Origin of the sequence: Zoogloea sp. (assembly GCF_041908905.1) — a bacterium.
GTDB lineage: Bacteria > Pseudomonadota > Gammaproteobacteria > Burkholderiales > Rhodocyclaceae > Zoogloea.
The window spans coordinates 149979-164768 of sequence record NZ_JAYREK010000001.1; the positions used below are offsets into that span (position 1 = coordinate 149979).

The 14790-nt window shown below is 71.4% G+C and carries 10 protein-coding genes and 1 pseudogene; 8 read left to right on the forward strand and 3 right to left on the reverse strand.

Annotation, left to right across the window (positions count from 1 at the left end; genetic code table 11):
* The first annotated feature begins 38 nt into the window (after positions 1-38).
* The 8 genes and pseudogenes from thrH to ACE3OU_RS00740 all read left to right on the forward strand — a co-directional run bounded on the left by thrH (position 39) and on the right by ACE3OU_RS00740 (position 11886).
* Positions 39-647 (forward strand): bifunctional phosphoserine phosphatase/homoserine phosphotransferase ThrH, encoded by a 609-nt coding sequence (thrH, locus tag ACE3OU_RS00705; protein ID WP_374239608.1) that lies wholly within the window; start codon positions 39-41, stop codon positions 645-647.
* A 56-nt stretch (positions 648-703) separates the two neighbouring features.
* On the forward strand, positions 704-1579 hold the full coding sequence (purU, locus tag ACE3OU_RS00710; RefSeq protein WP_374239609.1) for a formyltetrahydrofolate deformylase: 876 nt from the start codon (positions 704-706) through the stop codon (positions 1577-1579).
* Positions 1580-2115: 536 nt separating this feature from the next.
* Positions 2116-3033 (forward strand): PEP-CTERM sorting domain-containing protein, encoded by a 918-nt coding sequence (locus tag ACE3OU_RS00715; protein WP_374239610.1) that lies wholly within the window; start codon positions 2116-2118, stop codon positions 3031-3033.
* Between the two features lie 195 nt (positions 3034-3228).
* Positions 3229-4419 carry a nitrate- and nitrite sensing domain-containing protein gene (locus tag ACE3OU_RS00720; protein ID WP_374239611.1) on the forward strand — a complete coding sequence of 397 codons (1191 nt, stop codon included), beginning with the start codon at positions 3229-3231 and terminating at the stop codon, positions 4417-4419.
* 333 nt (positions 4420-4752) lie between these two features.
* A pseudogene (locus ACE3OU_RS00725) lies at positions 4753-5793 on the forward strand (NAD(P)/FAD-dependent oxidoreductase); the annotation flags it as partial.
* Positions 5794-6160: 367 nt separating this feature from the next.
* Positions 6161-7375 carry a nitrate/nitrite transporter gene (locus ACE3OU_RS00730; RefSeq protein WP_374239612.1) on the forward strand — a complete coding sequence of 405 codons (1215 nt, stop codon included), beginning with the start codon at positions 6161-6163 and terminating at the stop codon, positions 7373-7375.
* A 21-nt stretch (positions 7376-7396) separates the two neighbouring features.
* Complete coding sequence (locus tag ACE3OU_RS00735) at positions 7397-9121, forward strand: bifunctional protein-serine/threonine kinase/phosphatase (RefSeq protein WP_374239613.1); 1725 nt, start codon at positions 7397-7399, stop codon at positions 9119-9121.
* A gap of 14 nt (positions 9122-9135) precedes the next feature.
* On the forward strand, positions 9136-11886 hold the full coding sequence (locus tag ACE3OU_RS00740) for a molybdopterin-dependent oxidoreductase (RefSeq protein WP_374239614.1): 2751 nt from the start codon (positions 9136-9138) through the stop codon (positions 11884-11886).
* 62 nt (positions 11887-11948) lie between these two features.
* Here ACE3OU_RS00740 and ACE3OU_RS00745 read toward each other — a convergent pair whose 3' ends face one another.
* The 3 genes from ACE3OU_RS00745 to ACE3OU_RS00755 form a co-directional block, all read right to left on the reverse strand.
* Positions 11949-12965: a hypothetical protein gene (locus tag ACE3OU_RS00745; protein WP_374239615.1), complete on the reverse strand. Its 1017-nt coding sequence runs from the start codon at positions 12963-12965 to the stop codon at positions 11949-11951.
* A 3-nt stretch (positions 12966-12968) separates the two neighbouring features.
* Positions 12969-14063: a tRNA (uridine(54)-C5)-methyltransferase TrmA gene (gene trmA, locus ACE3OU_RS00750; RefSeq protein WP_374239616.1), complete on the reverse strand. Its 1095-nt coding sequence runs from the start codon at positions 14061-14063 to the stop codon at positions 12969-12971.
* A gap of 112 nt (positions 14064-14175) precedes the next feature.
* On the reverse strand, positions 14176-14652 hold the full coding sequence (locus ACE3OU_RS00755; RefSeq protein ID WP_374239617.1) for a hypothetical protein: 477 nt from the start codon (positions 14650-14652) through the stop codon (positions 14176-14178).
* Positions 14653-14790: the final 138 nt, after the last annotated feature.

Below are 14790 nucleotides of genomic sequence, written 5' to 3' on the forward strand. Positions count from 1 at the left end.
CAGGCTCATCCCTACGCCACCATCTGGAGCCCCACGCCGTGCAACTCGTCTGTCTCGACCTCGAAGGTGTCCTCGTCCCCGAAATCTGGATCGAATTCGCGGAGCGCACCGGAATCCCCGAACTGCGCCGCACCACCCGCGACGAACCCGATTACGACAAGCTGATGAAGTACCGCCTCGACATCCTGAAGGCGCACAAGCTCGGCCTGCCCGACATCCAGAAGGTGATCGCCGAGATGGGCCCCGAGCCCGGCGCGAAGGATTTCCTCGACGCCCTGCGCCAGGATTTCCAGGTCATCATCCTGTCCGACACCTTCTACGAATTCGCGATGCCGCTGATGCAGCAGCTGGGCATGCCCACCCTGTTCTGCCACAAGCTCGAGGCCGACGCCGACGGCTTCCTGGTGAACTACCACCTGCGCATGGCCAACCAGAAGAAGGAAGCCGTGCAGCGCTTCAAGGAGATCAACTTCAAGGTCATCGCCGCCGGCGACTCCTACAACGACACCGCGATGCTCAAGGAAGCCAACGCCGGCATCCTGTTCCGCGCCCCGGACAACGTCATCGCCGAGTTTCCCCAGTTCCCGGTCGAACGCGAATACAGCGGCCTGATGGCCCAGATCCGCGCCGCCTCCGCCCGCATCTGACCCTTCCATGTCCGCCGGCCCGGCCCCCCGGCCGGCCGCCGGCGGCCCCCCCCGCCATGCACCGCGAACGCTTCTACACCCTCTCCGCCTCCTGCCCGGACCGCTCCGGGATCGTCGCCAAGGTTTCCGGCTTCATCGCCGAACACAAGGGCTGGATCCTCGAAACGGCCCTCCACTCCGAACGCAACGACGACGCCAGCCAGCCCGACCGCTACTTCATGCGCGTCGAGATCCGCGCCGACTCGCTGCCCTTCATGCTCACCGAGTTCCGCGAGCGCTTCGCCCCCATCGCCGAAGAACTCCAGATGGACTGGAAGATCACCGACTCGGCGGTCAAGAAGCGCGTCGTGATCCTCGTCTCGAAGCAGGAGCACTGCCTCTACGACCTGCTCGCCCGCTGGCAGTCGAAGGAGCTCGACATCGAGATCCCCTGCGTGATCTCCAACCACGACACCTTCCGGGGTTTCGTCGAGTGGCACGGCATCCCCTTCCACCACGTGCCGGTCACCGCCGACAACAAGCCCCGCGCCTACGCCGAGATCCAGCGCATCTTCGACGAGGTGCACGGCGACACCATGGTGCTGGCCCGCTACATGCAGATCCTGTCGCCCGAGCTGTGTGCCGCCAACCCGGGTAAGATCCTCAACATCCACCACAGCTTCCTGCCCAGCTTCGTCGGCGCCAAGCCCTACCACCAGGCCTACCAGCGCGGCGTCAAGCTGATCGGCGCCACCTGCCACTACGTCACCTCCGAGCTCGACCAGGGCCCGATCATCGAGCAGGACGTGATCCGCATCGACCACTCGGACTCGGTGGACGACATGGTCCGCTACGGCAAGGACATCGAAAAGGCCGTGCTCGCCCGCGGCCTGCGCTACCACCTCGAGGACCGGGTGCTGGTGCATGGCAACAAGACGGTGGTGTTCCGCTGACCCCCTGCCGGCCCCCGACGCCGGCGCGCCGTTGCCCAGCCAGCCCCACGGGGCTGGCTTTTTTACGCCCCGCCCCCGCACTGTAAAAAATATCGACACGCTCGCCGCCCCAACACGGGGCCGCGAGGCGCCCCACCGCGGGCAGTCCCACGCCCGGCGTCACGCCGCTCATTGGCGACAAAACGAACAGCCCGGTGCGAAACACTGCACACCCCTCCGGCACAAAATCTTGACCCTGCCCGCCGGCTCCCCCGAAAAATCCGGGCCTGCCACAAACAAACCCAAAGGCATAAACCGGAATTAAGCGCGACCGTGACCGGCATCACGGAAACCAATTCACCCTACTCAAATCGGGGGTTTTTACAAAATAAGGGGAACCCCCTCCATGGCAGTGCCCACGTCAAGACAAGCCATTGAATAAAAACAAAAAACAAGAGCAAAAAGGGGCGGCACAATAATTGCGAAATCGAATGAATAGAGGAGGCCTGCAGCCTGCGCTTCTTCCTGGACTTCTTTCAATTCGAGAAAGCAATAAAATGAACGTCAAAAAAATCACACTGACCTGCATCAGCAGCGCCCTGCTCGGGCTCTTCTCCCTGGCCGCCCACGCGGGCCCCTTCGTGGTGACGGCCGACATCGTGACCGAAAGCGGCGAAGGCAGCACCTACACGGGCGGCAACGCCGGCCTGGGCTACGTTCGCGACGGCGGCTGGGATGCCTTCGACAGGTTCGGCTACTACACGTCCCTGCCGGCCGGGCTGTCCGTGCAGCGCCAGGTGGACCTGCTCGCCGGCATGAACACCTACCGCTGGGTCGACACCTTCACCAACACCGGCAGCAGCGCCTTCTCGGGCCAGGTCGCCTTCTACGGCAACCCCGGCTCCGACGGCACCGAGGTGACCACCCGCAACAGCAACTTCCTGGTCAGCTACGACTCCGGCGTCAACGGCAGCCACGACCCCGTCCTCGCGCTGATCAACGGCAACAACGCCTGGACCAGCGCCTTCACGAAAACCGAGATCTCCCCCAACGCCTACAACGACTACCTCACCCTCAGCCTCGGCGCCGGCAAGTCCATCTCCGTCGCCCACTTCGCGATCCTGGTCCGCCCCGACGACGTCACCTACTACTACGACGCGGTGGACTCCGGCGCCGTCGCGACCGCCACCAGCCTGGCCGAAGGCCTGATTGCCAACCCCGGCGCCTACATGACCGGCCTGTCGGCCCTCCAGGTCAGCCAGCTGGCCAACTTCGGCCCGGGGACGCCCGTCACGCCCGACCCGGGCACCAACAACCCGCCCACCACGCCCGATCCCGGCCAGCCCGACCCTGGCCAGCCCGGCTCCGGCAGCTCCAACCCGAGCGCCGGCAACACCGTGCCCGAGCCCGCCACCTTCGCCCTGCTGGGCCTCGGCTTCGCCGGCCTCGGCCTGAGCCGCCGCCGGCGGCGCTGAGCACGGCGGGCGCGTCGGCAAGGCAACCGCCCCGCCGAGCAGCCGGCCGCTGAAAGCTGCCAAGCCCTGCGCCGTGATGGCGTGGGGCTTTCTCGTTTACAACGCCCCGGCGCCGCTCATGGCCTGATCCTTGCGTGCTGCGATCCACGTGGCCACCGGACTGGAGGCCGGATGAAACGGGGATGAAAAGAACAAATGAAGACAGCACGTGATTTCCTGCTCGCAGCACGCCGCTGCGAGATGCGCGACCTGGAGAAACTCGCGCAGAGCTGCGCGCTGGTGCTGGCGGTCGGCGAGCTCGTGCATGGCCTGCAGCGGGAGCGCGGCTCGTCGCAGATCTTCCTGGTCTCGGGCGGGCAACGCTTCGGGCCGGAACTCGAGGCCTGCATCCGTGACAGCCTGGCGAGCGAGGCCCGCCTGCTGGCCTGGGCCGACGGGCTGGAGGCGGATGGCGACTTCACGGGCGGCATGCGCCTGCTGACCCGCGTCGCGATCGTCGTCGAGGGCCTGGAGGGGCTGCCAGGGCTGCGCGAGACGCTCCGCGCCCGGCGGTGTTCGGGCGCCGATGCCATGCAGCAGTACACCCAGCGGATCTCCGCCCTGCTCGCGCTGATCTTCGAGGTCGCCGGGCAGGAGCGCGCCGCCGGTGCCGGCGCGCTGGCCGCGGGCCGCTGCGGCGAGCAGGGGGCGCAGCGGCTGCTGCACCTCCAGGAGCAGCAGGAGCTGTGCCTGCAGCGCTTCGAGGCCTTCTGCGCGGCGGACATCCTGCCCCGGTGGCGGGCGCTGCAGGCCCGCATGCCGCTGGCCGAACTCGAGCGCCTGCGCCGCACCCTCGCCACCGCGACGGAGGACTTCGACCCCGCGCTCACCGACCTCTGGTTCGAGCTCTGCTCGCGGCGCCTGGACCAGATCCACCTCGTCGAGGCGCACCTGGCGGAGCAGCTCAAGCAGACCTGCGAGCGCCGGATCGCGGCAAGCCGCGCGGAGCTTGAACGCCAGCAGGCGATGCCGATCGCCCCGCCGGCCACGCCCCCCGCGCCCCTCGCCGTGCTGCTGGCCGGCGGGGAATGTGCCGATGCAGGGGAGGACGGCCTGCTCCTCGGCGCCAGCCTGGGGCCGCAGGTGACCCGCTCGATGATGGACTACATGCAGGCACAGTCCGCGCGCCTCCAGACCCTCGGCGACGAACTCGCGGCGGTGCGCGCCACGCTGACCGAGCGCAAGCTGGTCGAGCGTGCCAAGGGCCTGCTGATGGAACACCAGGGGCTGGACGAAGGCGCTGCCTACCGCCTGCTGCGCCAGACCGCCATGAACCAGAACCGGCGCATCGCCGACGTCGCCCAGACGGTGCTGTCGATGGCCGAGCTGCTGCCGCCCCGGCGCTGAGGGCCACCGGCCGCGGCGCCTCGTGGGGCATCCCGGCGCCGCGATGCACCGCCGCGGTGCAGCCATCGGGCCGCGCGCCGTCCGCGGGCCCGGCCAGGCGGCCCTCCCGCCGCTGGCACGTTTACTGCTGAGACTCCCCGCAGACGGCGCAGGCAACGTGGCCCGCGCCCCGGACAACGGCGTCCATTCCAGACTCGGGAACCCGATTTTCCCGCACGGAATGGGCGCCGTTTTTTCATGGCTCCGTCCCCCGCGCGTGGCACCCCGGCGGCCATCCCGGCGCCGGGAACGACGCGGACGGAGCCGCGTATCGCGCCTTTGATTGGAGACGCCATGGAAAAGCAGAAACTGGTCCTGGTCGGCAACGGCATGGCCGGCATCAGGACGATAGAGGCGCTGCTCGAGCTCGCCCCCGACCGCTACGAGATCACCGTGTTCGGCGCCGAGCCGCACGGCAACTACAACCGCATCCTGCTCTCGCCGGTGCTGGCCGGCGAGATGGGCATCGCCGAGATCATGCTCAACGACCTGGACTGGTATCGCGAGCGGGGCATCACCCTGCATGCCGGCAAGCCCGTGACCCACATCGACCGTGCCCGCCGCCAGGTCGTCGCCGCCGACGGCACCTGCGCCCCCTACGACCGCCTGCTGCTGGCCACCGGCTCGACGCCCTTCATGCTGCCGATCCCCGGCAACAAGCTGCCCGGCGTGATCGGCTATCGGGACATCCAGGACACCGACGCGATGATCGAGGCCGCCCGGGTGCACCGCCACGCGGTGGTGATCGGCGGCGAGGACGGACGGGTCGCCGCGGTGCGCTTCAAGGACGGCCTGCAGATCCCCGCCGGGCTCGTCGTGATGGCCGCCGGCATCCGTCCGAACGTCGCGCTGGCCGAGGCCTGCGGCCTCCACTGCGAGCGCGGCGTGGTGGTCAGCGACACCATGCAGACCTTCGACCCGCGCATCTACGCGGTCGGCGAATGCGTCAGCCACCGCGGAATCGCCTACGGCCTGGTCGCCCCGCTGTTCGAGCAGGCCCGGGTCGCCGCGAACCATCTCGCCGGCCACGGCATCGGCCGCTACACCGGCTCGGTGACCTCGACCCGGCTCAAGGTCACCGGCATCGACCTGTTCTCGGCCGGGGACTTCATGGGTGGCCAGGAGAGCGAGGAGATCGTGCTGAACGATCCGCAGGGCGGGGTCTACAAGAAGCTGGTGATCCGCGACGGCAAGCTGGTCGGCGGCGTGATGTACGGCGACACCACCGACGGGCCGTGGTATTTCCAGCTGCTCAAGGACGGGCGCGACATCCGCGACATCCGTGACGTGCTGATCTTCGGCCGGGCGCTGGCCGGCGACGCGGGCCACGCCGGCCCGCACTGAGCGGGCCCCGGGCCGGGCTGCGCCCTGCCCGCCCCTGCGGGGGCCAGGAAACCCGGGGCGCCCCCGCGTTACCTCGAGCGGCGCAACGCCGCGGCCTCTGATGCACCGCAACAAGCCACGGCGCGCCGTTTTGGTGCGGTTTCTGGCCGGAACCCCGACCCGATCGGCCGGAATCGGCTGGAAAAAGCCGCCAACCAGCGGAAATTTCCACCATCGCAAAACAGGCACGGAGCCTGCTTTGTATTGCCCAGCACAGTGTTCATCCCGTCAACGCCGACGGGACGATGGTAACGACGCCATGCGCTGCTGAATCCGGGCCCCCCGGCCCCATCACTCATCTTTTGAGAGAGCACGCGACATGGACAAGAAATCCTTCCTGCAGGCCGGCCACACGCCCACGCTGCTGGCCGCCTTCCTCTACTTCGACCTGTCCTTCATGGTGTGGGTCATCCTGGGCCCGCTGGGCATCGGCATCGCCAAGGACCTCGGGCTGTCCCACGCCGAGAAGGGCCTGATGGTCGCCACCCCGGTGCTTGCCGGCGCCCTGCTGCGGGTGGTGATGGGCGTGCTGGTGGACCGGCTGTCGCCGAAGAAGGCCGCCATCATCGGCCAGGTCATCGTGATCGCCGCGCTGCTGTATGCCTGGCTGGCCGGCGTGCACAGCTACGCGGAGGTGCTGGTGCTGGGTGGCTTCCTCGGCGTCGCCGGCGCCTCCTTCGCCGCCGCGCTGCCGCTGGCCTCCCGCTGGTATCCGCCCGAACACCAGGGCACCGCGATGGGCATCGCCGGCGCCGGCAACTCGGGCACCGCGCTGGCCGCGCTGTTCGCCCCCGGCCTCGCCGCAGCGCTGGGCTGGAGCAACGTGTTCGGCGCCGTGCTGATCCCGCTGGTGCTGGTGCTGGCCGCCTTCTGCGTGATGGCCAAGGACGCGCCGGACGCCCCGCCGCCCAAGACCCTCGCCGAATACCTGCGGGTGCTGCAGGACAAGGACGCCTGGTGGTTCATGTTCTTCTACTCGGTGACCTTCGGCGGTTTCGTCGGGCTGGCCTCGTCGCTGGTGATCTACTTCAACACCCAGTACGGCCTCGCCCCGCAGACTGCCGGCTTCTTCACCGCCGGCTGCGTGTTCGCCGGCTCGCTGGTGCGGCCGATCGGCGGCAACGTGGCCGACCGCATCGGCGGCATCAAGTCGCTGTCGGTGATGTACGTGTTCGCGGCGCTGTTCCTCGGCATCGTCAGCTTCGACCTGCCCGAGGCGTGGATGGCGCTGGCGGCCTTCGTCTGCGCGATGCTCGCGCTGGGGATGGGCAACGGCGCGGTGTTCCAGCTGGTGCCGCAGCGCTTCCACAAGGAGATCGGCGTGATGACCGGGCTGGTCGGCATGGCCGGCGGCGTCGGGGGCTTCTACCTGGCGTCCTCGCTGGGCTACTCCAGGCAGCTGACCGGCAGCTACCAGGCGGGCTTCCTGGTCTTCGCCGCACTTGCGCTGGTCGCGCTGTCCGGCCTGTCGCTGGTCAAGGCCCGCTGGCGCACCACCTGGGGCGCGCCCCACGTGACCTCGGCCCGGATCTGACCCCCCTCCCGGACCACCGCGATGAGAGCAGATCATCCCGGCGCCCCGGGCGGGGCGGCGGCCGGCCCCGAAATCCGGCTCGGCCACGCCAGCGCCCAGGGGCCCCGCGCCCGCAACGAGGACTTCGTCGGCGCGGCGACCCCGGAGGGCGCCGAGCTCGCGGCCAAGGGCCTGCTGCTGGCGATCGCCGACGGCGTCGGCGGCCACGCCCATGGCCGCGAGGCGGCGGAGCAGTCGGTGCGCAGCCTGCTGGCCGACTACTTCTCGACGCCGCACACCTGGAGCGTCGAGAAGTCGATGGACACCGTGCTCGGGGCGGTCAACCGCTGGCTGCTGGCCCAGTCGTCGAAGTCCCGCGACTACGCCGGCATGGCCACCACGCTGACCGCGCTGGTGCTGCGCGGCCGGCGCTACTACGTCACCCACATCGGCGACTCGCGCGCCTACCTGTGGCGCGACGGCGCGCTGCAGCGCCTCACCGAGGACCACAGCTGGGAGCACCCCGAGCTCTCCAACGTGCTGCGGCGGGCGATCGGCCTGGAGGCCCGCCTGCTGGTGGACCACGACGACGGCGAGCTGCTGCCCGGCGACCGCTTCGTGCTGGTCACCGACGGGGTGTGGGGCAGCCTGGGCGACGCGGGCATCGCCGAGGTGCTGCGCCGCGAGGCCGAGGCCCAGCCGGCGGCCGACGCGCTGACCCGGGAGGCCCTGCGCCGCGGCGGCCAGGACAACGCCACCGCGCTGGTCGCCGAGCTGCTCGCGCTGCCCGCCGACAACCCCCGCGACCGGCTCGCCGGCAGCCGGCGCCTGCCGCTGCCGCCGCGCCTCAAGCCCGGCGAGACGCTGGACGGCCTGCGCGTCGACGCCCTGCTGCACGAATCGCTGGTGACCCTGCTGTACCGGGTGACCCGCATCGACGACGGCGCGGCGCTGGTGCTCAAGACGCTGCGCCCCGAGGCCGGCGATGCCGAGGCGCTGGCCGCGCTGGTGCGCGAGGAATGGCTGGCCCGCCGGGTGCCGGGGCAGGGCTTCCCGCGCATCGTCGACCACCCGCCCCGCGCGCACCTGTACTACCTGATGAGCTGGCACCCCGGCGAGACCCTGCGGGCGGCCCTCGCCCGCGGCCACCGCTACGCTACCCACGAGCTGGTCGGGATCGGCCGCGAGCTGCTCCGGCACGTGGGCGCGCTGCACCGCCTCGGCATCGTGCACCGCGACCTGAAACCCGACAACATCCACGTGGACCGGGACGGCCAGCTGCGCCTGCTGGACCTCGGCGTCGCCGCCTCCGACGGCGACGACCTGCGCGAGATCAACAACCCCGGCACGCCGTCCTACATGGCGCCGGAGCTGTTCGGCGACGCGGCGCAGGCCGACGCGGGCACCGACCTGTATGCCTGCGGCGTCACGCTGTACGAACTGCTGACGCGCAAATACCCCTACGGCGAGATCGAGGCCTTCCAGCGCCCGCGCTTCGGCGCCCCCGTCGCGCCGACCCGCTACCGCCCGGACACCCCGGCCTGGCTGGAGGCGGTGCTGCTGAAGGCCTGCGCGCGCGACGCGAAGGACCGCTTCGAGACCGCCGAGGAGTTCCGCCTCGAACTCGAACGCGGCGCCGAGCGGCCGCTCGCCAGCCCCCGGCGCCTGCCCCTGCTCTCCCGCAACCCGGCCCTCTCGCTGAAGATCGTCGCCGGCCTATCGCTGCTGCTCAACGTCGTGCAGGCCTATCTGGCCAGCCGCACCTAGCCAGGACACGCACCATGCCCTCCCCCCTCGAAACGAAAGCCACCTGCCCCTACTGCGGCGTCGGCTGCGGCGTGCTGATCGAACACGACGGCCGGCAGATCACCGGCGTGCGCGGCGACCCGGCGCATCCGGCCAACTTCGGCCGGCTGTGCACCAAGGGCTCGACGCTCCACCTCGCCGCGCGCCCCGAGACCCGCCTGCTCCACCCCGAGCTGCGCCGCACCCGCGCCGAGCCGCGCCGGCGCATCGGCTGGGACGAGGCGATCGCCCACGCCGCCGACCGCTTCGCCGACACGATACGCCGCCACGGCCCCGACTCGGTGGCCTTCTACATCTCCGGCCAGCTGCTCACCGAGGACTACTACGTCTTCAACAAGACCATGAAGGCGCTGATCGGCAGCAACAACGTCGACAGCAACTCGCGGCTGTGCATGTCCAGCGCCGTCGCCGCCTACAAGCAGACCCTGGGTGCCGACGCCCCGCCCTGCGCCTACGAGGATTTCGACCACACCGACTGCCTGCTGATCGCCGGCAGCAACCCGGCCTACGCCCACCCGGTGGCCTTCCGGCGCATCGAGCGGGCCCGGCAGGCCCGTCCGGGCATGAAGATGATCGTCGTCGACCCGCGCCGCACCGACACCGCGGCGGGCGCCGACCTGCACCTCGCGCTGCGCCCCGGCACCGACATCTGGCTGTTCGACGCGATGCTGCACGTGCTGATCGCCGAGGGCCACCTCGACACCGCCTTCATCACCGCCCACACCGAGGGCTTCGAGGCCCTGCGCGAACACGTGCGGGACACCACGCCGGCCCGCGCCGCCGAGGTGTGCGGCCTCGCCGCGGCCGACATCGTCACCGCGGCGCGCTGGTGGGGCACCGCCGGCGCGGCGATGTCCCTGTGGTGCCAGGGCCTCAACCAGTCCACCCATGGCACCCACAACGGCACCGCGCTGATCGCCCTGTCGCTGGCCACCGGGCAGATCGGCCGGCCGGGCTGCGGCCCGTTCTCGCTGACCGGCCAGCCCAACGCGATGGGCGGGCGCGAGGTCGGCGCCCTCGCCAACCTGCTGCCGGCCCACCGGGAGCTCGCCAACCCCGCGCACCGCGCCGAGGTCGCGCGCTTCTGGGGGGTGGCCGACGTACCGGCCCAGCCCGGCCTCAGCGCGGTGGAGCTGTTCCGCGCGGCGGGCGCCGGCAAGATCAAGGCCCTGTGGATCGCCTGCACCAACCCGGCCCAGTCGATGCCCGAGCTGGCCGCGGTGCACGCGGCGCTGGCGCGCTGCGACTTCGTGGTGCTGCAGGACGCCTACCGCAGCACCGAGACCGCCGCCTACGCCGACCTGCTGCTGCCGGCCGCCACCTGGGGCGAGAAGGACGGCAGCGTCACCAACTCGGAGCGCCGCATCAGCCGCGTACACCGCGCCGTGCCGCCGCCCGGCGAGGCCCGCGCCGACTGGCGCATCGTCCGCGACCTGGCCCGGGCGCTGGCGCCGCGGCTGGGCCGGCCCGAGGCCGCGCGGCTGTTCGACTACGCCGACAGCGCGGCCATCTTCGCCGAGCATGCGGCGAGCACCGTGGGTCGCGACATGGACATCGGCGGCCTCAGCCACGCCCTGCTGGAGCAGGCCGGGCCGCAGCAATGGCCCTTCCCCGCCGGCAGCACCCCCGGCGACGCGCCGGCGCGGGCCCGGCTGTATGCCGACGGCCGCTTCGCCACCGACGACGGGCGCGCCCGTTTCGTGGTGCCGGTGCGCGCCACCACCGCCGAAGCGCCCGACGCGGACTATCCGCTGCACCTCACCACCGGCCGGCTGCGCGACCAGTGGCACGGCATGAGCCGCACCGGCAAGCTGGCGCGCCTCTACGCCCACGTCGGCGAGGCGCGCATCGACCTGCACCCGGGCGAGCTGGCCGGGCTCGGCATTGCCGACGGCGAGCTGGTGAAGGTCCGCAGCCGCCGCGGCGAGATCGTGCTGCGCGCCCACGCCACCGAAGAGGTCGGCCGCGGCCAGGCCTTCGTGGCAATGCACTGGGGGCGCAACGCGCTGAACTCGGCCGGCATCAACGCGCTGACCAGCGCCGCCTTCGACCCCTACTCGAAGCAGCCCGAGCTCAAGCACAGCGCGATCGCCGTGTGCCGCGCCGACCTGCCCCACCCGCTGCTGCTGCTGTGGCGGGAGCGCCCCGGCGAGGCCGCCACCGAGCTGGCCGAGCGCCTGGTGCCGTGGCTGGCGCGCTTCGCCTACGCCTCCCTGGGGCTGGCCGGCCGCGACGAAGCCACCGTGGTGCTGCGCGCCGCCCACGACGGCCCGATTCCGGACGCCTGGCTGGCCGAGCTCGACGCCCTTGCCGGCCTCGATGGGGCGGAAACCCTGTGCTACCGCGACGCGCACCGCGGCATCGACAAGCGCGCGCGGATGGAGGGCGGGCAGCTGGTCGCGCTGCGCCTGGCCGGCGAGACCGCGGCCGGCCCCTGGCTGCAGGAGCTGCTGGTGGAAGGCCGCCCGGCCGGCGAGCTGCGCCCGCTCCTGCTGGCCCCGCTGGCGAGCCCGCCCGGCACGGCGCGGCAGCGCGGCCGCATCGTGTGCAACTGCCTCGACGTGTCCGAGCACGAGATCAGCGCGGCAATCGCCGGCGGCGACGACCTCGACGCGCTGCAGCGCCGGCTCCAGTGCGGCAGCCGCTGCGGCTCCTGCGTGCCGGAGCTGCGCCGCCTGCTCGCCGCGGCGGAGGCGCAGGAGCCCTGCGGCGTACCCGGCCCGTAGCGCCACGCCATGCCACGATCCGGCAGGACGGGCCGCGGGCTTCCTGCGACGCAGCCGGCTAGCTAGAGCAGCCGCAGCCCCGCCGCCAGGTCGAGCTTGCGCTCGGCCACCGCGTGGCGGGGCACGCTTGCCAGGAAGGCCACCCGGCGGGACGTCCCCGGGGTGGCGGTGGAGAATTCGAGCAGCTCCACGGTGGCCGCGCCGGGGCTGTCCGGCGGTACGGCCACGTTCATCGCGTCGAGGGACAGGCTCAGCCTCTCGGCGTGGATCACCGCGTCGGCCGCCTCGAGGGTCCGGATGATCCCCTCCAGCGCGCCCTCCAGGCCCCCGCCGGCCGAGTGATGGGCGGCGAGCTCGGCGGCGTTGGCGGCCAGGCTGTCGCGCAGCCGGCCGATGTCGCGCCCCTTCCAGGTGCCGCACTCCAGGGCGTCGAGGCCGGCGCGGCTCTTCTCCATCAGCGCGAGGCGGCCGCTGAGGAGGCGCTGGGCGAAGGCCAGCCGGTCACCCTCCTGCTGGCGGGTGTTGATCGCCCGCAGCGCGGCGAGCACCAGCCCTTCGAGCACCGTGTCGGCGATGCGCCGGCGCAGCGCCTCCTCGGTGGCGGCAAAGCCGAACAGGCGGAAGTGGCCGAAGCTGACCGTCTTCTGCTCCACGTCCTGACGCAGGATGTCACCCTCGAGGGCGGTGCCGAGCACCGTCTGCTCGCTGCGGGTGGCGGCGATCACGCAGCACACCCGGTCGAGGGCGCTACCCGCCGGCGAGGCCAGGAAGTCCTGCAGGTCGCGGCTGTCGTGGAGCGTGGCCGCCACGTCGGCCGGGCGCACGAAGAAGGCCCGCAGCACCGGGCTCGCCGACCAGTTGTCGGGGGTGACCTCGACGCAGGGCGGCAGCGCGGCGGCCACCCGGTCGGCGTAGGCGAGAGCCCCGGTGACCGCCGGGCACAGGCGCTCCCGCACCCCGTCGAGCAGCCTGAGGCGCGGGTCGGTGGCGTCGATCACCCGGGCCACCGCCTCGGCGAGGCGCGGGTCGCCGTCGCAGACCTCGCCGCCCTTGCCCAGCAGCCAGTCGAGGAAGCCCATCGCTCAGCCCCTCCGCCGCTCCAGCAGCAGGCCGCACTCCAGGTGGTGGGTGTAGGGGAACTGGTCGAAGGCCGCCGCCGCCGCGATGCGGTGGGTGGCGTGCAGGGCTTCCACGTTGTCGCGCAGGGTCTGCGGGTTGCAGGAGATGTACAGGATGTGGTCGAAACCGCGGGCGAGCGCGACGGTGGGCGCGTCGAGGCCGGCGCGGGGCGGGTCGACGAACAGCGTGCTGAAGGTGTAGGCGGCCAGGTCCACGTCCTTCATGCGGCGGTATTCGCGGCCGCCGGCGAGGGCGTCGCTGATCTCGTCGCTGGCCATCCGCACCATCTTCACGTTGCCGACGCCGTTGGCCTCGAGGTTGTAGTCGGCGGCGCGCACCGAGGGCTTGCTCATCTCGGTGGCCAGCACGCGCCCGAACAGCGGCGCCAGCGCCACCGTGAAGTTGCCGTTGCCGCAGTACAGTTCCAGCAGGTCGCCGCCGAGGCCCGCCGCCCGGGCGCGGGCCCAGCCGAGCATCTTGCGGTTAACGCCGCCGTTGGGCTGGGTGAAGCTGCCCTCGAGCTGCTGGTAGCGGAGCTGCCGGCCGTCGAGCTCGAAGGCTTCCAGCAGCCAGTCGCGGCCGAGCACGATCTTCTGCTTGCGGCTGCGCCCGATGAGCTGCACGCCGAGCTCGGCCGCCAGCCCCGCGGCGGCGGTCTGCCAGGCGTCGTCGAGGGGGCGGTGATAGACGAGGGAGATCATCAGCTCGCCGGACAGGGTGGCCTGGAACTCCACCTGGAAGATCTTGCGCTTGAGGGGCTCGCTGGCCATCAGCGCGTCGCGCAGGCGCGGCATCGCCGCGGCGATGGGCGGCGCGGCCGGCGGGAAGGCGTCGAGCACCACGACCTGCCTGGGGTCGGCCGGGTCGAACATCGCGTAATCGACGCGCTCGCCGGTGTGCCACATGCGGAACTCGGCGCGCAGGCGGTAGGCCAGCGGTTCGGACGCGAAGACCTCCGGCTCGGGCAGGTCGAAGGCCGCAAAGTCGGCCTTGTAGCGGGCCACCTTGTCGGCCAGCTGTTGCGGGTAGTCGGCGGGGTTGAAACTGGGCAGGGGCATGGCGCATGCGGCCCGGCCCACGGCCGAACCGATCAAAGGGGTAACGAGGGCCGGAATATACGCCTGTCGGCGAGGCCGGGGGAGACGCCCGCGCGGCCCGCCGACGGGCCCGTCACACCAGCCGCACCTGCCAGCGGTACCACTTGGCCGACAGCAGCGCGGCCAGGGCCTTGGCCATCGCTTCGAGCTGCGGGTCGAAGGCGCTGTCCTTGCCGCCGGCGAGGAAGGCGATCTTGTTGCCCCAGCTCACCCGGACGCCCGGGCAGACCTTGCCGTCCACGTCCACCGTCTCGTATTCGTAGGACACCGGCCCCCACGGCGGCATCTGGAAGATCCGCGCCAGCTCGCCACTCTGCACGGCGAGCACGTAGGCCTCCACGTAGGCGGCGAAATCCTGCTCGTCGGCGTATTCGCGGCTGGCGTCCTCGGGGCTGCGCTCGAGCGCGGTGCTCGGGCCCAGCGCGACGACCAGGCAGGCGTCCTTGTAGAGGGCCTGCATGCGGTGCATCAGGTTTTCGCTGGGGCCGTTCTCGGCCAGCGCCTTGAGCAGGGAATCCTGTTCGATCTTGAACTTTTCGTACTTGTCCATGGTGGTTCGGGTCAAAGCAGAGCCTGCGCGGCCCGGCGGGTTGAAAGGCGGCGAGCCTAGCAGATTGGCGCACGCCGCGCCGCCCCCTCCCCCGTCGGCCCCGCCAGACACAACGGGCGCCCGAAGGCGCCCGCTGCG